The following is a 20,996-nucleotide window of genomic DNA, read 5'->3' as shown; positions in this document are numbered from 1 at the left end:
CGTCAAGTCAGGATCCATCGCCGCGCAATGCCGCAACTGCATCAAGCCGGGCGGCCTGGCGTGCGGGACGGATGCCGAAGATGACTCCGACGGCCACAGCCGAGGAGAGTGCCAGGACGAAGACCTTGGCCGAGAATTGGATTTCCAGGATGCCCAGTCGGGTCAGTGCCTGCCCCAGGCCCAGGCCCAGGCCCATGCCGATGAGCGCTCCGGCTATGGTCAAGATGGCGGCTTCGAACAGGAACTGTGCGGTGATGGTCCAGGCCTTGGCTCCCATGGCCTTGCGCAGGCCGATCTCCGAGGTACGTTCGCTGACGCTGATGTAGAAGAGGTTGGCCAATACAAACCCGCCTACCAGCATGGCAACCGTGGCCGTGACGCCCAGAAAAACAACCAGTCCGCCCTTGAGCATGCCAATGAATTTCAGGATTTCATCGGCGGTGAGGATGGTGAAATCGTCGTCTTCGCCGTCCTTCAGGCCGTGCAGGTGCCGAAGCAGTGAGCGGGTGTTCTCCACATGCACGCTCATGCGTTCGGGGTCATGGAATTTGACACGCAGTGCGCGGAAATATTTGCGGTCCATGTTGAAACGTTGGGTGAGGGTGGTCAGGGGAATGATCATGCGTTCGTCGATGCTCGATCCACCGCCTGAGAACCCCCGGTAGGAGAGCCGTCCGATGACCTGTATGGGCAGGTCTCCCAGGAAGACGACCTTGCCGATGGGGGACTCGTCCCCGAACAGCTCTTCGGCCGCTTGGTCGCCAATCAGTCCGACCTTGGTGCCCAGGGCCACATCCCGGTCACTGAAGTCCCGGCCTTCGGCCAGAGGCCAGTTCCAGACCTCGGAATAAGCGGCAGTGGACCCTACCACCACGGGCAGTTCTTTGCTTTTGCCTCCGTAGCGGGCCATGATGCTGCGCTTGGCGCGCATGGGTACTACGAGATAGGCGCCGGGCAGGGACTGGCGAAGCCTGCGGGCGTCCTCCCAGGACAAGGTCAGGGTGCGTTTGCCCACGGCACGGCTCTTGATGTCTCCACCCAGAACAAACACCGCATCAGGTCCGAACATGTCTACTATTTCCAGCGCCTTGCGTTGGGCGCCATCCACGCTGGTGACAATGACCGTGAGTGCGGCGATGCCCATGGCAATACCCGCTGATACAAAGATGCTGCGCAGTTTGTAGGCCCAAACCGCCTCCAGTGCGAACCCGAAGACGCGGCCTAGAGTGACAAGGGTCTCAATCGCTTGGCGCAATGTTCCCGTCCAGCATCTGTATGGACGAGGTCGCGTAGGAGGCGGTCTCCTCGTCGTGGGTGACCATGATGACAGTGGTTCCGCCTGCATTGATTTGTGCAAGCAGGGACATGATTTCTCCACTGGTGGTGGAGTCGAGCTGGCCTGTGGGTTCGTCGGCGAAGATCACTGCGGGTCGGTTCAGCAATGCCCGGGCCAGTGCCACCCGCTGTTGCTGTCCGCCGGACAATTGCGAAGGCCGATAGGCGGCTCTGTCCGCCAGCCCCACTTGGTCCAGAATGTCTTGGGCGCGGGTCGTGAGGGTGCGCCGGGACTCAGTCCCATACAGGCCGGGCAACAGGACATTGTCCAGGGCAGAGGCGTAGGGGATCAGGTAAAAGCTTTGGAATACGAAACCGAACTGTGTGTTGCGCACTTCTGATTGGGCGTCGTCATCCATGGATGACACATCTTTGCCCGATAGCAGATAACGCCCTGCACTGGGGCGGTCCAGCAAGCCGAGAATGTGCAGCAGAGTGGATTTTCCCGAGCCCGAAGGGCCCTGCAATGCCACGAAATCGCCCTGATTGATGGTCAGATCAAGACCTTTGAGGACTTTGGTGGTCAAGTCGCCCTGCACGTAATCTTTGGTCACGCCTTCCAGGCGTATGAGGTGGGCGTCACCCATGGGCTAGTCCTTTTTCTTCTTCTGGCCGGGCAGCACCAGTTGGGTAGCGACGGTGTCCCCCTCGGACAGACCCGAGAGCACTTCGGAATGTGTGACTCCGGCCAACCCGAGTTCCGGATATGCCTTGCGGACATCCTTTCCTTCAGACACGAAGACAACCTGCTCGCCGCCCACCCATTTCAGAGCGGCATTGGGCAGGGCCAGGACGTCTTTCTTGATTTCCACAATGATCTGGCTCTGGGTGGTCATCTCGGGGCGCAGGCGCAGGGCCTGATCCTTGTCCAGCCGAACCAGTGCCTGATAGTAGACGATATTGTCGCGGATTTCCGGTTCGGGATAGATCTGGTCGATGGTCCCGTTGAAGATGTCACCGGGGTAGGCGTCCACCTGGAACTCAACGGGCAGCCCCGGGCGCACTCGCCCGATGTCTGTTTCATCAACGTAAATCCACATCTCCAGGCGTGTGGGATCGAGCACGGTGATCAGGTTGGCCACTTCCAGGCCCGTGACCACGGTTTCTCCTTCCTGGGCTGCAACCTGGCTGACCACCCCGGTCAATGGGCTGATGATGCGCGTGTAGGACAGCCGGGTGCGGATGGAATCCAGAGCTGCCTGCTCCTGCGCCAGGGTCTTTTGGGCCTTGCGCTGATCCTCGACGGTTTCGAAGCGGATGCGTTCCAGGGCCGAGACCTTGACGCGCAGAGCGCTTTTCTTGACCGCTGCATTCTGGCGGGCATCGTCCAGGGCATCTTGGGCGACCAGATCGGCCTCGGCCAACTGGCGCTGACGCTCGAAGGACAGAATCGCGTAATCCAGCTCGGCGGCCGCGGCGTTCAGCTCGGCTTCGGCCTCGTTGACACGCAGGGGGGACGTGGTTTTGACCCGTGAGAACTCGGCTCGGGCATGTTCGCGGCGAGCCAGGGCTTCGGCTTCGGAGGCCTTGAGTTCGCGGTCATCGATCACGGCGATCAGGTCGCCCTGAGTCACTGGGTCACCCACGCGGACGTTCATTGTGGTGATGCGCCCAGTGGCCTGGGCCCCGATCTTGACGATGGCCCCGACCTGCGCTTTGACGATGCCCGTGGCCTCCAACTGGTTACGGACTTCGCCGCGGGCCACGCGGGCGGTGTTCAGGACTTCGATTTTGCCGTCACCACTGCGGGTGGTCCAGAACAGGCCCAGGGCGGCAATGGCAAAGACAAGGATGGCAATGATGATTTTTTTGCGCACGTATCCACTCTCGTGTGTTGAAAACGAGTGTTAAGAATTTGTAAGTGCAGAGGTTACGACGGGTTGGCACCAAGGTCCAGTATGGATCGCGAATAGGCCTCCTGAAGCGCCGCCAGATACTTCGGGTCCATCGCGCCTTTCCAGGTGACGACCTCCATGAACCGTTTGGGCACACGGGCCTGCGTCGGATCAAACCCGGTGGTCAGTTTGAGGCGCCAGCGCAGGCGTTGCATCTCCCCGGCCAGAGCCTCGAGGTTCGTGGCGGTGTCTTGCAGACCCACGGAACTCAGAGCCTCTGCCACACGTTCATTGGAGTAGATTTTGCGCGCAAACAGGCAGGAAACCATGCTGGTCAGCATCACCCGGCCACGTTCGTCGTCGACCATGAACTTCACGGCCTTGTCCACATCCTTGTCCTTGGCGGACTGGTCGTATGAATAACCGCCGCTGTCCAGATGTGAATGTCTGAAGCCCATGGCCTGGGAGACGTAGAAGACTTCTCCTGTGGCGTAACCGGCCATCTCCTGGCCCAGTACGCAGGCAAAGTCCTCTCCGCCATAGTGCTCGGCGGCAACCATGGCCCCGCGTGCCAGGATTTCGTAGAATTCGTTTGTCCGGCCTCCCAAGCAGTCCATGGCGGCGATGAAGCCCTTGGAGTCACCGAAGGCCAGCGGGAGCAGGGTCTCCTGTTCGCTGATAAGGCCCTTTTCCAGGGCTTCGGCGGCCCAGGCCAGGGCCACGCCGGCACTCATCACATCCATGCCCTGGCGTTCGCAGGCATCCAGAACGGCCAGCACATCCGAGGCGTTGGTCAGTCCCAGCATGGAGCCGCAGGCAAAGACGGGTTCGTAGTCGTAAGAGACCTGGCGGTAGAGGTATTCATTCTCGCTGGCAAATTTTTCCCGTAGCAGGCCGATATGAATGCAGCCTACCGGACAACCCGCGCAAGCGGTCTGTCTGAGCAGTAATTGCTCGGCAATGCGCTCGCCAGAGATGCCGTCTATCTCCGGGCGCTTTGTCTTCTGGAGGTTGTTCCAGGGCAGGGCCGAGAGTTCATTCAGGGCCAGCAGGTTCTCGGCAGTGCCCAGGTTGTGATACTTGCTCATCATGTCCGTGCCGGTCAGGTCGGAATAGATGGCCTTGAAAAGTTTCTTGTAATCCTTGCCCCCGGCCAGAGGCAGTTCTCGATCACCTTCCACTACCACGGCCTTCAGGTTTTTGGCGCCCATGACCGCACCGGAGCCCAGCCGCCCGAAATGGCGGAAGGAATCCACATTGATGCAGGCGTAGGAACAGAGGTTTTCACCCGCAGGGCCGATGCGGAAGATGCTGCGATGGCCGGCTGTTGCGGCCCGACGGCGCAGGTATTTGCCAGTGGTAAAGACGTCGCGTCCGCGCATGTACTCCACATCTTCCACGCGCAGGCCACGTCCGGCCAGGAAGAGCGAGGACAGTCGCTCCGAACGTCCGGTAACCACCAGAGCGTCGTAGCCGGCAAAACGCATGGACAGGGCAAGTCGTCCACCGGCGTGGCTTTCGGCGTATTGTTCGTTGTAGGGAGACTTGAAGCCGCAGACCACTTTGCTCATCAGGGGGAAATGCCCGGTCAGGGGGCCGATGGCGAAGATCAGTGGTTGATCAGGGTGTAGGGCGGGCAGTTCCGGGTGACCGAAATGCTCATAGAGCTTGGCTGCCAGCCCGGAACCTCCCAGACATTCTGCAGGCGACAGGAAATCCGAGCGTTCACCTCGTCCGGTCTGCATATCGACATGCATGATGTGGAATGGGCGATTACTCATGATGGTCTCCCTCGGTGGTTTCCACGGGCAGGGGCCGGCCCCTGCGTTTGGGGGCTTCGGCAAGTTCCAGGCATTCGTGCGGACAGAAGGACACGCAGCGTCCACAGTGGATGCAGACATAGGGGAAGCCGTCTTCCGGGCTCATGCTGATGGCGGCCACCGGACAGACCTTGGCGCATTCGCCGCAGCGGATGCACAGTTCGCGCTTGACCTTGACGCCTCCGCCTTTGCGTTGGGTGAAGGCTCCTGTGGGGCAGGCTTCGGCGCAGGGTGCCGGGTCGCAGGCCACGCAGACCGTGGCCTCGAATCCCGTGGACAGGCCGCCTGCCGACCCGATGCGAATCCCCGCACGGGTCCAGGACAGGCTGTCGTGGACCAGACGTGCGCAGGCCAGGGAACAGGAATGGCAGCCAATGCAACGCTCCATGGCGCTGGCAACAAGTATCTTGGGCATGTCCTTTCTCCTTTTCCCTGCACAAGTTGTTGGAAACAGGAGGTTCCCTGCTTCCCAACTATTTATGTTTATTCTGGTCTGCCAGAGGGTTCTTAGCTCATTTCCTTGATCCATTGAGCCAATGGGACTTCAATGACCTTGCGGATTTCTTCCAGACGCTCGGCGCTTTCGGCCTCAAATCGCAGCACCAGCACGGGCTGGGTGTTGGAGGCGCGTAGCAGTCCCCATCCGTCGGGGAAGACGATGCGTACTCCATCCACATCGATGACATCATAGTCGTCCTTGAAGAACTCTTGAGCGCGTTTGACCACGTCGAACTTGATGGCGTCCGGGCACTCCTGACGAATCTCGGGGGTGTTGAACGTCTTTGGCCAGTCTTCAAGGTAGGTGCTGATGGGTTTGCCCGGAGTGCGAGCAACGATGTCCACGATGCGCAGGGCCGAATACAGAGCGTCGTCGAATCCGTAGTAGCGGTCCGCGAAGAACATGTGTCCGCTCATCTCACCTGCCAGCAGCGCACCTGTTTCCTGCATCCTGGCCTTGATCAGCGAGTGGCCAGTGGCGTTCATGATGGCGTCGCCTCCGTGCTCGGTAATATCCTTGTACATCAGGTGGGTGCACTTGACCTCACCGATGACGGAGGCTCCCGGGTGGCGGGTCAGAATGTCGCGGGCATAGATGGACAACAGCTGGTCGCCGTAGATCATTTTGCCGTTTTCATCGATGACGCCGATGCGGTCCGCATCACCATCCAGGCCGATGCCCAGCTCTGCGCCTTCGGCCGGGACCCGTTTGATGAGGTCAGCCATGTACTTGGGCACCGTGGGGTCGGGATGGTGATTGGGGAAGTCGCCATCAGGCCGGGTGTACTGCTCGATGACCTCGGCTCCGATACGCCTGAGCAACTCGGCACAGACTTCGCCCCCAGCGCCATTGCCGCCGTCCAGTACGATCTTGACAGGTCGCTCGAGAGTGACCTGTGCTGACAGATCATCCAGATAGCTGGGGACGATGTCATGGGACGAGGCCATGCCACTTCCGGTCTCGAATTCGCCAGAAGCCATGATCTTGTAGACTTCCTGAATTTCCTCGGAATGGATGGTGGACTCACCAGCCCAGACCTTGAATCCGTTGAACTCGGGCGGATTGTGGCTGGCGGTGATCATGACACCTGCTTTGCGGCCAAGTTTTTTAACCGCAAAGTAGAACAGTGGGGTGGCCACCATGTTCAGGTAGATCACGTCCACGCCCGTGGAGGTCAACCCATTGATCATGCGTTCCTGATAACCGGGCGAGGAATGGCGGCAGTCATGAGCCACAATGGCTTCTGTGATTCCCTGACGGCGGAAGTAGGTACCGCATGCCTTGCCCAGGATTTCGACCCAATCCGCGTCGAAATCCTTGTCCACGATTCCGCGGATGTCATAAGCACGAAAAATCTCTTTATTGACGGGTTTCATCTATCCTCCCGTGTGATATAACGTTATCATTGTCGGGCAAGGTTATCCTATTTATAAGGATTAAACCCCGACGTGGGATTTATCAAGCCGCTTTTCAGTGTGGACGCTGTGTACCACAGGTTTATATCGGGTAAAAGACGAAAGGTTTCGGGTGGAAAGGGCCTTTGTGCCTTGACCACACAAGCCTGAGAACTTAATGGATGCTATTATGAATTGGGATTGGGAAAAATTACAGCAACGTCGGCAGAGACCCCCAGGAGGCCCCAATGGGCCGAATCTGGGCGACTTGAACGTTAATTTTGACAGGTTTAAGAATTTCGGATTCCCCGGTTGGAAGATACTGCTTGGGGTGCTGGTGCTCCTCTGGCTGGCGTCGGGTATCTACATCGTAGGCCCTGACGAGGTCGGCGTGGTCAAACGCTTCGGCGCGTACAGCAGCCAGACGGAACCTGGGCCGCATTATCACTGGCCAGCTCCTTTTGAATCCGTACTCAAGCCGCAGGTGACCAAGGTTCATCGCGTGGAAGTTGGTTTCATGAGCCTGGGGCGTAGCGAGTTCACTCAGAATTCGCGTCTGACTCCCGAAGAGTCCCTGATGCTGACCGGTGACGAGAACATCGTGGATGTGCAGTTCATCGTGCAGTACAAGATCAAGGACCCTGCCAAGTATCTGTTCAATCTGAAGGGCCAGGAAAACACGGTCAAGTCCGTGGCCGAGGCGGCCATGCGCGAGGTTGTGGGCTACAACAAGATTGACGCGGTGCTGACGACCGGCAAGCTGGAAATTCAGAACGAATGCCGTTTGCAACTCCAGTCCATTTTGGACAAGTACGAGTGCGGTATCAACGTGCTGGCTGTTCAGCTTCAGGATGTCCATCCGCCCAAGGAAGTCATCGATGCCTTCAAGGACGTGGCCTCTGCCCGTGAGGACAAGAGCCGCTTCATCAACGAGGCCGATGCCTACCGCAACGATCTGATGCCCAAGGCCCGTGGTCAGGCGGCTGTTCTGATCAATCAGGCCGCTGCCTATAAGGAGACCCGGATCAGGGTCGCCAAGGGTGAAGCCGACAAGTTCCTGTCCGTGTTGCGCGAATACAACAAGGCCAAGGACGTGACCCGCAAGCGTCTGTATCTGGAGACCATGGAGAAGATTCTCTCCAATCCGGATATGGAGAAGGTCATCATTAGTGATGATGCTGCGGGCTCGGTTCTGCCCTACCTGCCGCTTGATCGAAGGCAGAAGATTGAAGGAGGAAAGAAGTAATGCCAGGAAAGAAGGCTGGAATCCTCCTTGCTGTGCTCGTGTTGGGCTTTGTTTTCGTGACTCAGAGTCTTTACACCGTGGACCAGACCGAAAAGGCCATTGTCCTGCAATTGGGCAAGCCTGTGGGCGGCGTCATGCTCCCCGGACTGCATTTCAAGAAACCGTTTGTCCAGAATGTGCTGTTCTTCGATTCCCGGGTGCTGGAGTATGACGCCCGCCCCGAGGAGATCCTGACCAAGGATAAGAAGAACATGATCGTGGACAACTTCACCAAATATCGCATTGTTGATCCGCTGCAGTACTACCGTACCGTGCGCAACGAGCGGGGTGCACTGGCTCGGCTTGACGATATCGTCTACGCCCAGCTGCGTGTGGCTCTCGGTGGGTATACCCTGATCGAGGTTGTGGCCGAGAAACGTGGTCAGATCATGCATGAAGTGTCCGCCCGGGCCTCCGAGCTGGTCAAGGACTACGGTATCGAGATTGTCGATGTGCGTATCAAGCGCACGGATCTGCCCACGGAGAACGAACGGGCCATCTTTGGCCGGATGCGTGCCGAGCGTGAACGCCAGGCCAAGCAGTATCGTTCCGAAGGTCGGGAAGAGTCGGCCAAGATCAAGTCCAATGCCGACAAGGACAGGGCGCTCATCCTGGCCGAAGCCGAGCGCGAGTCTGCCATGCTGCAGGGTCAGGGCGACGGTCAGGCGACTGCCATCTATGCCAAGGCCCTCAACCAGTCTCCGGAGTTCTATGCCTTTAAGCGAAGCATGGAAGCCTACGAGAAGAGCTTGATGGGTAATACTCGTGTTATCCTGACACCGAAGAGCGAGTTCTTTAAGTATCTGAGGTAGATGGTTTGTTGTTGAGCATGTAGAATGCAAAGCCCGCTCCTTTTTCGGGGGCGGGCTTTTTTGATGCTGCATTGAAGATGCAATATATGATGCAGAATTTTTTTTGTGTATTGAAAGTTGGGTGTCTACTGGGGGTTATGGATATTTATCCCGACAATACCGATCATCTTACTAGGAAATGTCGTTGACAAGGGTAGACCTTGTATTCATTATGCGGGTGTCTCAAGTCGCACTGAGGGGAATTGAAATAGGTTGGGGAATGGCAGGCGAAGGCTTTCGACTTGCGTTCTCGTTGGGTTGCCAACAATTCCTGAGGGCGTGTCGTTTTGCCTTAGACTTCCACGCAATACCTGTTTTGATGAATCGTTGGGCGCGCTCTCTCGTGGGGAGGGCCGGCTCGTTATTTGTTTTTTGTTCCACGTGGTCGCCCTGGCGGTCGGGATGGGATAGGCAAGAGATCCTCGGGGACTCCGATTTCCGCTAATTGCTGGATGCGCTTGGCAGGAGCGGTTTCTCCCTTTACAATACGGGTGATCATCGAGGGGTGAACCCCGAGCAATCTGGCAAGGCCACCCATAGTGTACCCGTTGAGCACAAGCCAGGCGCGCAGCTTGGCTTGACGAGATGGGACATTTGATTCAAGTACTTTACTTGTTTCTTTTATTTGAGTAGTCATTGCTAGAGTCTATATAAGTTAGGCGAAGTAGCTGTCAATAGCCAATTTAAGGAAACCCGGGAAACGATAGGGAAGGAATGTGAATGGGAAAGTCAGGTAAGAAGTACGGGGAAGGATTTGGCCCTGTCGTGGATCGTATCAAGGAAGCAACGGGAACCAGGACTCAGGTTGAACTCGCAGCAGTACTTGGCATTCGCCAGTCCAGTATTTCTGATGCCAAACGCAGGGACTCCGTGCCCGCTGATTGGTATCTTACTCTTTTTCGCGAGTTCGGTTTGAATCCCGATTGGTTGGCCTATGGCCGCGGTCCCCGCTACATCAAGACCAAGGAAGGCTATCAGCCCTTTGATCAGCCTGCCCTGTCAGAGACCGTGCGTGAAGAAGCCTCTCCGTATGGTGATCCCATGGCATCTGCCAAGGTGGTCTCCTATTATGCCATGGCTGGCGGCACCTCCGAGTCCGGACAGTGGAAGCCCGTACCCGCAGGCAAGTTGACCATCCCCAAGGGGTTTGATCGCAAGTCGCTGCTCGTGGTCAAGATGGACGGTGGCGGTATGGAGCCCATGATTCGTCGTGGTGCTTATGTCGGCCTGGACCGTGATCAGACCACCGTGCTTTCCGGAGAGATTTACGGCGTGCTGCTGCCCTTCGAGGGATTGGTCGTTCGGCGTGTGTTCCTGGAAGCCGACAAGACACGCTTTGTGCTACGGGCCGAGAACGAAGGTCATGCGGATCAGCATTTCACCTTTGATGAATACAAGGACCGCATTCTGGGCCGCATGGTCTGGATGATGCAAGAGGTCTAGCGAGTGATCTCTTACTGGCACAGCAACGGGAAGGGCTGTGCCTGCCGGGATAATGACTGAAAAAGCCCCCCTCGATTGAGGGGGGCTTTTTCAGTGGGTTGAGGTGCTTGTCAGCGGCGTGCACGGACTGTTAGTCTATGCGCCCGCGCTTGTACGAGCCGGGAAATAAGGAGATCGTAATGAGTGACAAGATAACGGTTCCTGGTGTCGTTGCCTGCAAGGGCGGTCGCAAGCTGTCCATGCTCACCGCCTATGATGCGGTGCTGGCCGCATTAGCTGATGCCAGTGGTGTGGATATGATTCTGGTTGGCGATTCGCTGGCCATGGTGGGGCTCGGGCAGCGCGATACGTTGGCGGTGGGTATGGATGCCATGATCCATCATACCCGGGCCGTCTCCCGGGGTACAGAACGGGCCCTGGTCGTGGGCGATATGCCTTTTATGTCCTATCAGACTTCTGATGAGGAAGCTGTGCGCAATGCGGGACGATTTCTGGCTCAAGGGCGCGCCAGCGCCATCAAGCTGGAAGGTGGGGCGCGCATGCTGAGTCGTATTCAAGCCATTGTGGCCGCGGATATTCCGGTGATGGGTCATATCGGGCTGACCCCTCAGAGTGTGGCAAAGCTGGGTGGATTCAAGGTCCAGGGCAAGACCGCCGAAGCTGGACGGGCTCTGGTGGAAGAGGCTCGCATGCTGGAGGACGCCGGCTGTTTCAGCATGGTGCTTGAAGCCGTTCCGGCCCCCATTGCAAAGCTGGTCACCGAAGCCGTATCCATCCCGACCATCGGTATTGGTGCCGGACCGTACTGCGATGGGCAGGTGCTGGTGACCCATGACGTTCTTGGTCTGTTTGATCGCTTCACCCCGAAGTTTGTGAAGCGTTATGCCGAACTCGGCAAGGTTGCCGTGTCCGCCATGCAGGCCTATCGCGAGGATGTGGAGGCCGGGGCCTTCCCCGGGCCTGAGCATTCCTTTGACATGCCGGCCGAAGAAGTCGCAAAGCTCAAAGGGTAGGCGCCGCAACTATGGAATTTGATCTGCATACGCTGTGGACCGGCCTTGGCTGGCCGCTCATTCGTTTGATTTTCTTTATCTCCGTGGGCGTCCTGGTGGGTAACCTCATCGAGGCCCTGAACTGGACCAGGGCCGTGGCCAAACTGGCTCAGCCTTTGACCACGGTGGCTCGCCTGAAGGATATTACTGGCGCGGCCTTTTCCATGGCCTTTTTCTCCGGGATTACGGCCAACACAATGTTGGCCGAGGCCCATGAACAGGGCAAGCTTTCGGACCGGGAGTTGATGCTCTCCAACCTGTTCAACAGCCTGCCTACCTATTTTCTGCATCTGCCGACCATGTTTTTCATCACCGTGCCGTTTATCGGCGATGCGGCGGTGACCTATGTGGGGCTGACCCTGTTTGCCGCATTTCTGCGTACAGTCTGCATTGTGTTTATGGGCCGTCTGTTGTTACCGCCATTGCCCGAGGGCTGTGTTGTCTGCCGTCTGGACGAGCAGAAAAGTCGTGGCTGGAGCGAGGCCCTGGAACGCACCTGGTCACGCTTCAAGAAGCGTATTCACAAGATTCTGCGGATCACCGTGCCCATCTATATTCTGATTTTCTTTATCAACAAATTGGGCGGTTTCACAGCCATGGAACAGTTCATGGCCGAGCACGTCAGCGTGTTCTCCTGGCTGCCACCACAGGCTCTGGGCATTGTGGTGTTTCATGTCGCTGCCGAATTCACCGCAGGATTGGCCACTGCCGGAGCTTTGTTGGCCGATGGCAGCCTGACAACGCGTGAGATTGTATTGGCGCTTCTTTTGGGCAACGTTTTGTCTTCGCCCATGAGAGCATTCAGGCACCAGTTTCCATACTATGCGGGTATCTTCAAGCCGCGTATTGCGCTGCGGCTCATCGCGGTGAATCAGACCCTGCGCGTGGCGGCGGTGATTCTTGTCGGCATCGGCTACTACTTTCTTGGTTAATTTAGTCGCTTGAAAAAGGCGCGTCTGCGGTGTTGCTTCGTTCAAAACAAACCCTCGCCTACGTCCGTGTAGGCGTCGGGCTTGCTTTGAACTCGTGCCTACCCTCCACACCCTTTTGAAGCGACTAGGGGAGGTGGGAGTGCGGAACTTCGTTCCCATATCACGTACTTCCCGCGAGTCGCTGTAGGTGGTTGCTCCCTTTTAGGCCATTGCGGTGGAGTCCTTGAAATGCCTAAGATAGCTCGGCATACAGACGGTATATTTTAATGACCGGACCTAGGGAGGCGACCATGAAGCGCATCGGACTGCTGGCAGGCATGAGCTGGGAATCCAGTGTGGAATATTACCGCATTATCAACCGCGAGGTGGCTTCACGCCTGGGAGGGGTGCACTCCGCCGATATCCTGATGCGGTCCTTTGACTTCCAGAATATTTACGATCTGATGTGTGGTGGTGACTGGGATGGCCTGGCCGGGGTTGTGGGGCGAGCAGCCCGCGGGCTGGTCGATCAGGGAGCCGACTGTGTCCTCATCTGCACCAACACCGTGCACAATGTGGCTGCGCAGGTGCAGGAGGAACTCTCCGTGCCCTTGATTCACATTGCCGATGCAGCAGGCCACGCCGTGAAGGCCGCCGGGCAGACCAGGGTGGGACTGTTGGGAACGCGTTTTACCATGGAGCTTGATTTCTATGCGGGCAGGTTGGCGGAGCACCACGGCATCGAAGTGCTCGTGCCGGACCAGACCCAGCGAGGCGAAGTGGATCGCATTATCTTCGAAGAACTCGTGAAGGGTGAGCTTCGTGATGAATCGCGTACGAAATACGTGGAGGTCATCGCTGATCTTGCCTCCCGGGGGGCGCAATCCGTGGTGCTTGGATGTACTGAAATCCCCTTGTTGGTTGGCCCGCAGGATTCTCCCTTGCCCCTGCACGACACCACCACCCTGCATGCTCTGGCCGCCGTGGACTTTGCGCTGTCAGGCATTTGAAAAAACGCGTTTCTGTTTCATTGCGTCGGCGAGAACGAATCCTCGTCGATATGGGAATAGGCGTCGGTTTTGATCTCGTTTTGCGCCTGGCATTCATGCGCTTTTGAATCGCCTGTCCGGTGTCAGGGAGGAAGATGGGGGAGTACCCATGAAGTTGGTCCCCCCCCTCGCCTGTCGTGGCAATTTCAAATCAGTCCTACAGAGCAATGCAGGGCTGTTTTTTTGTTCCGCTTTTTGAAAAGGCGTTACAGACCTGCCTGCATGGCAGGGTTGACCCGAACAATGGCCACCCGCCAGCCATCATAGTCGCGGTAGTCATCTGATTTCAGCCTGACGATGGGCAGGATGCGCTTGAGTTCCGGGATATCCAGGGACAACTGCACATCCGCATCAGGGGCTGTACGATCCAGTACGAAGACGGCCAAGGCGTGGGTGTCCAGCGGACGGGCATCCTCCAGCCCTCCTTCGGGCATGGAATCCAATCTACGCATGGTCTTGTATGTTTCGGTCCAGGTGGCGGCAGGGGCGGGCAAGCCGTCCTTGGGCACCAGGAAGACTCTGATGACAGGGGTTCTGGTATAGATGGGAGTGACCTGGGCCATGTCGATATTCACCCCGTTCTCATCCACCGTGTATATTGAGCTGTAAACGATTCCTGCCCGGCGTCCGTTGCTGTCGGAGAGTGTCGCTGCGCCGCTGGTGGTGCGCCCTGTGGGGCCATCTGCTCGTGCAGCGTAGCGCAATAGCCGGTGGTGTGTGACCCGGAAACCGGAGTAATGGAAGCCGTGGGCGGCAAGAGCGTGGTGTGCCTCGGGTGTGAACCGTGTCCCGCGCAAGGTCTCACCCTGTAAGTGCCCAATGATGCCCCGCATGGCATGAATGGCATCGGGTGGATAGGCGGATGCCTCGTCGGGCAGCGCTTCGGGCACGGGGCTTAGGGTTGTCGGTATTCGCGTGCAGCCAGCAAGCAGGACAGCCAGTGCCAGGCACAAAACCAGGGTGCGATGGTGGGGCATGGGACCTCCGGGCAGGGAATGAATCGTTTGCCCAGAGTATCAGAAAGGAAGGTAAAGAAACAGCCGCCCACACACCAGGGATGCGTGGGCGGCTGAAAATGTTTGGGAAGGGGTTATCTGGTGTAGGTGCCCATGGTCTGGGCCGAAGCCAGGACGTGTCCTTCCATGGCCTGCTCCAGTTCTTCGCGTCTGGCCTCGGGAGCCAGGTCCAGATCGCAGTCCAAAGCATAGAGGGTGAAGAAATAGCGGTGTGTTCCACTGGGAGGACAGGGGCCGCCGTAACCGATGCGATTCCAGCTGTTCAGGCCCTGGCGCAGGCCCGAGGGATGCTCAGCCTGAGCGGGAATCTTGGCCGCAAGGCGGAAGGCGATGCCCGGGATGCCGTAGATGAGCCAATGGGTCCATGTTCCGGCGGGAGCATCGGGGTCGTCACAAATCAGGGCATAGGTCTTGGTGCCTTCGGGCGCATCTTCCCACTCAAGGGCGGGAGAGAAGTCGCTGGCGTCGCAGGTATACTGGATGGGAATGGCGGCGCCTTCGTCAAAGGATGTGCTGAACAGTTTCATGCGGGTCAGTCTCCTTGATGGTCGAGTTGTTGCGCTTCGGATACCAGAGTGAACCGCCACTTGCAAAAGACTTCCTTGGGGTGCGAATCCGGCGGGGCAAAAAGGCATTCGGTCTTGATGCGAGGATCAACCTCGGTGGCGAACTGCGAGAATTCTGCCATGTGCATATCCTTGCAGCAGTATTCACCCAGGCCTCTGGCCAGACGGGCCTCCTGAGCTGGGCAGTGAGGGACCTGGATGGTGACTTCGTCCTCGGTTTCCCGAATGTCGTAGTCCACGAGGATGCACCAGGGGAAAAGCCTCATGGCGCGCACGAAAGAGGTCAATCCGGCCTCGGTAATGCCGAAGCGTCGGGTCAGGTCACGCGCACCCAGTTGCCCGCATTTTCCCCAGACCTGTTCGTTGAGCTTTTCGGCGGTTTCACGACCGAATTTCTCTTCGACGCGAATGAACCAGAACGCATCCACCACACGGTAATGCCATAACAGGAACCGGATGTAGTCGTCCTTGCCCTGCTGGCCAAGTTCGTCGAGCACTGAAAGATCCATGGAGTCTCCTGAAAAATGGTCTCCGCTGCGGTCTTGATGTACAATGAACCAAGGGGATTGGCAAAAACAGGATTGCGTTGAATTTGCGGAAGTTGCGTTTCAAGGGTAAATGAGGCAGCAGTCGGAAACATTTTTTGAATTCCCCTCATGTTCGAACAGGCAGTGATTATGGATTTGTTAACAAGCACATATCTCGTTCCCGTGTGGCAGTTGCTGCTGCTTGGGCTGGTTCTCTTGGGGCTGTGCACAGCCCTTGGACTGGTCTTGCGTCGACTCTGTTCGGGGAAGAGCAGTGGCGCGGCTTTTGAACGGCGCCTGCACGACAGCGAAAAGCGCAACGAGGACCTGCGCCGCAGCGAGGAAAAATTCAGACATCTGTACGAATCCGCTCCGGTGGGGATTCTGCGTATCCTTGTGGATGGCAGCAGAGTGCTCATGGGCAATGACGCCGCTGCCCGGATGTTCGGCTTTGACACCGAAGCCGAGTTCATGGAGTCATGCACGCCCAAGGATTTTTATGCCGATCCGGACCAGCATCTGGAGCTCGTTGATGCCCTGAACCGGGAAGGCCGGGTCGAGGGCTATGAAATCATGATCAAACGGCCTGATGGCAAGCGCAAGATCGTTTCGCTGTGGGCTCATATCCATCCCGAGGATGGCAGCATGGAAGGCGCCGTTGTGGACGTGACCGCCACCCGGCTGGCCGAGCGCGAACTGCGCGATGGGCATTTGTTCCTGCAGGCCGTAATGGACACGTTACCCACTCCGTTGTTTTTCAAGGATCGTTCCGGGCGAATCCGGCATGTGAACAAGGCCTTTGAGGAATTCATGGGCATGGGGCGCAAGGCAATGCTGGGCAAGCCCGTGTCTGAAATGATCCCGGATGAGGCCCTCGAGCAATGGGATATGGCTGACCAGGGACTGCTTTCGGCCAGCGGGGCGGCCATGCAACGCTTTGAATCCTGGGTCAGAACCCGTGGCAGCGGCCGGCGCGATGTGATGGTGCACGAAGGGCTGGTCACCGATTCCAAGGACAAGCGCATCGGTATTGTCGGGGTGCTGACCGACGTGACCGAACGCAAACGCATAGAGCACAACCTGCGTGAAGCCGAGGAAACCTATCGGAATATCTTCGAGAATTCCGGCCAGGGCATTTTCACCTCCACACCGGATGGTCGTTTCCTGAAGGTTAACGCCGCCATGGCCAGACTTTCTGGGTATGAAACCCCGGAATTGATGGTGGCCGAAGTGAAGGATATCGCCAAGCAGATTTATGCCAACTCCAACCAGCGCGATTTGCTGCTGGCAGCATTGCAGCGTGATGGTGAGATTCAGGGGCAGGAACTCGAGGTGCAGAAGCGCGATGGCAAGCGAGTCTGGGTTTCTGTGAGTATCAAGGGGATTAATGATGCTGCCGGTGAACTTGTTCGCCTGGAGGGCGTGGTCGAGGATATCACCGAGCGCAAAACAGCAGAGCATGAATTGACTCGCCGGGCCACCACCGATGCCCTGACCGGGCTTCCTAATCGTTTTTTGTTTGAGCAAGCCTTTGAAAAGATGCTGGCTCAGGCCAAACGCTCGGGAGAACGATTGGCCCTCTTGTATATGGACCTCGACAACTTCAAGCCCGTTAACGACAACTACGGGCATCAGGTCGGCGATGAGCTTCTTGTGGAAGTGGCCCGTCGGATTCAGGCCCGGCTGCGTGAATCCGACGTGGCAGCTCGCCTGGGTGGTGACGAGTTCGGTGTCCTGCTCTGGAACCCGACGGACAGCGATGTTGTGGCTCGCATTGCCGCCGAGATCGTGGAATCCATTGGGCGTTCCACGGAGCTCTCCGTTGCCACCGTGACCGTGGGGGTGAGCATTGGCGGGAGCCAGTATCCTGACCATGGGGAAGATGCCAGAACCCTGACCAAGCGCGCTGACGATGCCATGTACAGCGTCAAGCAGGGAGGTCGGAACGGATTCCGAATGGCTGAGTGAAGTGAACCGCGATTTTTCAATGATGAAAGTGTAAAAGCCCGGCGCATCCGCGCCGGGCTTTTTGGTGGAGTATTCTGTACAGAAGCGGGGCTAGGCCGGTGTCACCTCTTCTTTGGGGATCAGATCGCCTACCGGACAGGGCAGAAATGTGCTGGTGAACTCCCGGATTTGTTTGGCAGTGCCGATGACCGCCACCAGATCGCCCACGGATAGCGAGGTGTCCGGTGACGGGTTGATCTGGAGTTCCTCATGATGTTCGATGGCAATAACCGAGGCCCCGGTCCGGGTTCTGACCTCGGCCTGACGCAGTGTCCTGCCAGCCAGGGGGCAGTTCTCGCCCAGTTCTATCCAGTGCAGGTCAAACAGATTTCGCGAGACACGCAGTTTGCGCAGGGCTTTTTCCTGTCCATGATGAAAGGTGTCGTACAAGTCGCTGTGGACCTCGTCTGTGAAGCGCATGATATGGGCGGCTGGCACCTTGAGTTGAGCCAGGGTCTGTCGGATGAATTCCAGACTGGCCTCCATACCCGGCTCTACCACCACGTCCAGCCCGAGGCGGGACATGGTTTGCATCTCCTGAGGGCCGTTGGTGCGGCCAATGGTCACGACGTTGGGGGCGAGGTGCTGAGCCAACTGAACCACGGTGCGGGTGACATCGAAGGCTGGAGGCGTGATGAGCACGATCTTGGCCTGGTCGAGATGCGCGGCATGAAGGACAACCTCCTGGGTGGCATCTCCGTAGATAACGGGATGGCCGTTATCGGTCAGGCGTTTCATGCATCTGTGGCTGGCCTCGATAACCACATAGGGAACACCGAAGCGGCGCAGAATATCTGCCACTAGCCCGCCTATGATGCCTCCGCCCACAAGCACCACGTGGTTCCTCAAGGTCTCGGTTTTGATATTGATGGTCGTCAGCTGTTGATCGGGCAGGAAGCGTTTGCGAACGTCGTAGAGCGGCCCCGTGGCCTTGGACAGAGCCGGAGTCAGCAGCATGGTCAGCACTGTCACTGCCAGAATCAGGGCGAATTGGTTCTGATTCAGCCCGCCGACGGCCAGGCCCGTGCCAGCCAGCAGAAAGGACAGCTCGCCAATCTGTGACATGCCCAGCCCCATGGCCAGTGGTACGACGTTGCCGTAACGGAAGATGCGGGCAATCCCTGCGAAAATGAGTCCCTTGACCAGCATGATAGCGCCCACAAGCAGCAGGACCGTGCCCAGATTGGCAAACAGGACCACAGGGTTCAGCATCATACCCACTGAGGCGAAGAAGAGTAGGCCGAACAGATCGCGCAGAGGTAATACATTGCTCAGAATCTGGTAGGCGTAATCGGATTCGCTGAGGACCATGCCCGCCACAAAAGCCCCGAAGGCAAAGGACAGCCCTGTCAGGTGCGTGGCGTAGCCAATGCCTAACCCGATGGTGCAGGTGGAAAGTAGAAACAGTTCGCGCGAACCCGCCCGGGCGATGCGCTCAAGGAGCATGGGGATGATCTTGCGGCCCAGTACAAACATGGTGCCCAGAAAGAGCACGGCCTTGACTCCGGCCCAGATGAGAGGGCCCGACCCGGCGTCCTCAACTCCAATCTGGGGCAGGATGATGAGCATGGGGGCAATGGCCAGGTCTTGCACGATGAGCATGCCGATCATGACCCGGCTGGAGAGGGTGCCCAGCAGCTCCTGGCTTTCGAGCGTTTTCAACACCACCATGGTACTGGAAAGGGAAAGCACGGCCCCGAGCCAGATGGAAGCGGTTCTGTCCCAACCGAGGAACTCACCCAGCCCGTAACCGAAAGCCATGACCAGCAGGATCTGGATGGGAGTGCCAATGAGTGCCACTAACCGCACGGGTCTGAGTTCCTTGAGTGAAAACTCGATACCCAGTTCAAAGAGTAAAAGTCCCACTCCGATTTCAGCCAGTAGTTCGATGTTGTGGGCATTGCCCACCATGATTCCCGGCGTGTGCGGCCCCACCAGGATACCGGCCAGGATATAGCCGAAAATCAGCGGCTGGCCCAGACGCCGGGCAATGATGGCAAAGATCAGTGAGGCCACGATGATGATGATCAGGTCGGAAGCGATGCCCATGGAATACTCTCGATAGGGTTGATGCCCATTGTGCCCTGATGGGCGGGCAGTGAGTTTTGTCTTGGGTTCCCATCCTAGTCGATGCCTGCTGCCGGGAGCAACAGGAAACGGATAAATTCATGTTGTTGAAATGAGAAAGGGGCCGGTGCGATGGCACAGGCCCCTTTGGTTGGGTAATTTTGCTGGAGTTAGGCTTTCACGTGATCGCTGTAAGCCTGCATGGTGTTCAGCAGCAACTGGGCGATGGTCATGGGGCCCACGCCGCCCGGCACTGGGGAGATAGCCGAGCATTTGTCCTTCATAGCCTCAAAGTCGCAGTCGCCCACCAGTCCGTCGTCGGTGCGGTGGATACCCACATCCACGACCACGGCGCCTTCCTTGATCCAGTCTCCCTTGACGTGCAAGGGGCGCCCCACAGCAGCGATGACGATGTCGGCGTCTTGGCAAAAGGCCTTCTGGTCTTCCAAAGGGGTTCGCGAGTGCACGATGGTGGTGCTGGCATTGCCCTGGTCGCTGTATTCGATGAGCATCAAGGCCATGGGCTTGCCCACGATGTTGGAACGGCCCAGAACCACGGCCTTCTTGCCGCTGGTGCTGATGTCGTAGCGCTTGAGCAGCTCGATGACTCCGGCGGGGGTGCAGGATCGATAGCCCGGCAGACCCAGAGCCAGCTTGCCCACGTTCATGGGATGGAAGCCGTCCACGTCCTTGTCCGGATCGATGAGATCCAGACAGGCCTGGGAGTCCAGTCCACTCGGCAGAGGGAGTTGCAGCAGGATGCCGTCCACGGTGTCATCGGCATTGAGGCTGCGGATCAGGTCCATGAGTTCGTCCTGAGTGACGGAGGCGTCAAGACGATGGGGGATGGAGCGGATGCCGGTCTCGACGCAGCCTTTTTCCTTCATGCGCACGTAGACCTGCGACGCGGGGTCCTCACCCACCAGAATTACGGCTAGCCCCGGGACGCGGCCATGCTTCTTCTCCAGAGCATCCACTTTTTCCTTGATCTCAGCCCTGATGGCTGCGGACGTGGCTTTCCCATCCAGCAATATCATTTCTATCCCTCCGAAACGGCCGCCCATGAACGGCCGTCTGCTTTGTTGCCACGAACGATTCAAAATCTCGCGTATGTCTCAATACTACTCGATCTTGAATCGTTCTTGCGCCTCGCATCCGACTATCCTTGAGCACCCGTTGAAGAGGAGCTTGGCCGTCGCCTGGAGGCGTTTTCGTCATTTCAAATAATTGGGGTCGGATACGCCGACCCCATATAAAGCTATTCCTGCTAAACGCGTTTTGAAATTCCGGGTTAAGTGGTTTGCCTTAAAAAAAGGAACCACTGCGGATTGTTTGAGAG

At 57.8% G+C, this 20,996-nt stretch carries 19 protein-coding genes; 7 read left to right on the top strand and 12 right to left on the bottom strand.

Features of this window, described 5'->3' with window-relative positions; all coding sequences use genetic code 11:
- Positions 1–7 precede the first annotated feature (7 nt).
- The 6 genes from EL361_RS10785 to EL361_RS10760 all read right to left on the bottom strand — a co-directional run bounded on the left by EL361_RS10785 (position 8) and on the right by EL361_RS10760 (position 6,865).
- Positions 8–1,255, bottom strand: coding sequence for an ABC transporter permease (locus EL361_RS10785; protein ID WP_232034760.1), 1,248 nt, complete (start codon positions 1,253–1,255; stop codon positions 8–10).
- Positions 1,239–1,922 (bottom strand): ABC transporter ATP-binding protein, encoded by a 684-nt coding sequence (locus tag EL361_RS10780; RefSeq protein WP_126379380.1) that lies wholly within the window; start codon positions 1,920–1,922, stop codon positions 1,239–1,241. Before EL361_RS10780 ends, EL361_RS10785 begins: the two co-directional genes overlap by 17 nt.
- Positions 1,923–1,925: 3 nt before the next feature.
- On the bottom strand, positions 1,926–3,152 hold the full coding sequence (locus EL361_RS10775; protein WP_126379377.1) for an efflux RND transporter periplasmic adaptor subunit: 1,227 nt from the start codon (positions 3,150–3,152) through the stop codon (positions 1,926–1,928).
- A 53-nt stretch (positions 3,153–3,205) separates the two neighbouring features.
- On the bottom strand, positions 3,206–4,951 hold the full coding sequence (locus EL361_RS10770) for an aldehyde ferredoxin oxidoreductase N-terminal domain-containing protein (RefSeq protein ID WP_126379373.1): 1,746 nt from the start codon (positions 4,949–4,951) through the stop codon (positions 3,206–3,208).
- Positions 4,944–5,405 (bottom strand): 4Fe-4S binding protein, encoded by a 462-nt coding sequence (locus EL361_RS10765; protein ID WP_232034759.1) that lies wholly within the window; start codon positions 5,403–5,405, stop codon positions 4,944–4,946. Before EL361_RS10765 ends, EL361_RS10770 begins: the two co-directional genes overlap by 8 nt.
- 92 nt (positions 5,406–5,497) lie before the next feature.
- Positions 5,498–6,865 (bottom strand): phosphomannomutase/phosphoglucomutase, encoded by a 1,368-nt coding sequence (locus EL361_RS10760; RefSeq protein WP_126379371.1) that lies wholly within the window; start codon positions 6,863–6,865, stop codon positions 5,498–5,500.
- Positions 6,866–7,073: 208 nt separating this feature from the next.
- On the opposite strand from EL361_RS10760, the gene hflK reads away from it, so the two are divergent.
- Both hflK and hflC read left to right on the top strand, forming a co-directional pair.
- Complete coding sequence (gene hflK, locus EL361_RS10755; RefSeq protein ID WP_126379368.1) at positions 7,074–8,129, top strand: FtsH protease activity modulator HflK; 1,056 nt, start codon at positions 7,074–7,076, stop codon at positions 8,127–8,129.
- Positions 8,129–8,980, top strand: a complete 852-nt coding sequence (gene hflC / locus EL361_RS10750) for a protease modulator HflC (RefSeq protein WP_126379366.1) — start codon at positions 8,129–8,131, stop codon at positions 8,978–8,980. The genes hflK and hflC overlap by 1 nt, the downstream gene beginning before the upstream one ends.
- Positions 8,981–9,380: 400 nt before the next feature.
- Here hflC and EL361_RS17260 read toward each other — a convergent pair whose 3' ends face one another.
- Positions 9,381–9,557: a helix-turn-helix domain-containing protein gene (locus EL361_RS17260; RefSeq protein WP_232034926.1), complete on the bottom strand. Its 177-nt coding sequence runs from the start codon at positions 9,555–9,557 to the stop codon at positions 9,381–9,383.
- Positions 9,558–9,739: 182 nt separating this feature from the next.
- Here EL361_RS17260 and EL361_RS10740 point away from each other — a divergent pair, with 182 nt between their 5' ends.
- The 4 genes from EL361_RS10740 (at position 9,740) to EL361_RS10725 (ending at position 13,435) form a co-directional block, all read left to right on the top strand.
- Positions 9,740–10,462: a LexA family transcriptional regulator gene (locus EL361_RS10740; protein ID WP_126379361.1), complete on the top strand. Its 723-nt coding sequence runs from the start codon at positions 9,740–9,742 to the stop codon at positions 10,460–10,462.
- A gap of 179 nt (positions 10,463–10,641) precedes the next feature.
- Complete coding sequence (panB, locus tag EL361_RS10735; protein ID WP_126379359.1) at positions 10,642–11,475, top strand: 3-methyl-2-oxobutanoate hydroxymethyltransferase; 834 nt, start codon at positions 10,642–10,644, stop codon at positions 11,473–11,475.
- A gap of 11 nt (positions 11,476–11,486) precedes the next feature.
- Positions 11,487–12,446 carry a hypothetical protein gene (locus EL361_RS10730; protein ID WP_126379356.1) on the top strand — a complete coding sequence of 320 codons (960 nt, stop codon included), beginning with the start codon at positions 11,487–11,489 and terminating at the stop codon, positions 12,444–12,446.
- Between the two features lie 290 nt (positions 12,447–12,736).
- Positions 12,737–13,435, top strand: coding sequence for an aspartate/glutamate racemase family protein (locus EL361_RS10725; protein WP_126379353.1), 699 nt, complete (start codon positions 12,737–12,739; stop codon positions 13,433–13,435).
- Between the two features lie 245 nt (positions 13,436–13,680).
- Here EL361_RS10725 and EL361_RS10720 read toward each other — a convergent pair whose 3' ends face one another.
- The 3 genes from EL361_RS10720 to EL361_RS10710 all read right to left on the bottom strand — a co-directional run bounded on the left by EL361_RS10720 (position 13,681) and on the right by EL361_RS10710 (position 15,565).
- Entirely contained in the window at positions 13,681–14,451 is a 771-nt protein-coding gene (locus EL361_RS10720) for a hypothetical protein (RefSeq protein WP_126379349.1), read from the bottom strand.
- Positions 14,452–14,564: 113 nt separating this feature from the next.
- Positions 14,565–15,017: a YbhB/YbcL family Raf kinase inhibitor-like protein gene (locus EL361_RS10715; protein WP_126379346.1), complete on the bottom strand. Its 453-nt coding sequence runs from the start codon at positions 15,015–15,017 to the stop codon at positions 14,565–14,567.
- A gap of 5 nt (positions 15,018–15,022) precedes the next feature.
- Positions 15,023–15,565: a DUF6125 family protein gene (locus EL361_RS10710; RefSeq protein ID WP_126379344.1), complete on the bottom strand. Its 543-nt coding sequence runs from the start codon at positions 15,563–15,565 to the stop codon at positions 15,023–15,025.
- A gap of 168 nt (positions 15,566–15,733) precedes the next feature.
- Here EL361_RS10710 and EL361_RS10705 point away from each other — a divergent pair, with 168 nt between their 5' ends.
- A complete protein-coding gene (locus EL361_RS10705) occupies positions 15,734–17,551 on the top strand; it encodes a sensor domain-containing protein (protein ID WP_172961715.1) in 1,818 nt (605 codons plus the stop codon).
- A 90-nt stretch (positions 17,552–17,641) separates the two neighbouring features.
- On the opposite strand, the gene EL361_RS10700 is transcribed toward EL361_RS10705, so the two are convergent.
- Positions 17,642–19,639, bottom strand: a complete 1,998-nt coding sequence (locus tag EL361_RS10700) for a monovalent cation:proton antiporter family protein (RefSeq protein ID WP_126379340.1) — start codon at positions 19,637–19,639, stop codon at positions 17,642–17,644.
- 188 nt (positions 19,640–19,827) lie between these two features.
- A complete protein-coding gene (folD, locus tag EL361_RS10695) occupies positions 19,828–20,694 on the bottom strand; it encodes a bifunctional methylenetetrahydrofolate dehydrogenase/methenyltetrahydrofolate cyclohydrolase FolD (RefSeq protein WP_126379338.1) in 867 nt (288 codons plus the stop codon).
- Between the last annotated feature and the right edge of the window lie 302 nt (positions 20,695–20,996).

It is taken from the genome of Desulfovibrio ferrophilus (genome assembly GCF_003966735.1).
Classification (GTDB): Bacteria; Desulfobacterota; Desulfovibrionia; order Desulfovibrionales; family Desulfovibrionaceae; genus Desulfovibrio_Q; species Desulfovibrio_Q ferrophilus.
Note: the sequence above shows the minus strand (reverse complement) of the source record. Positions and strands in the feature narration are given on the sequence as shown.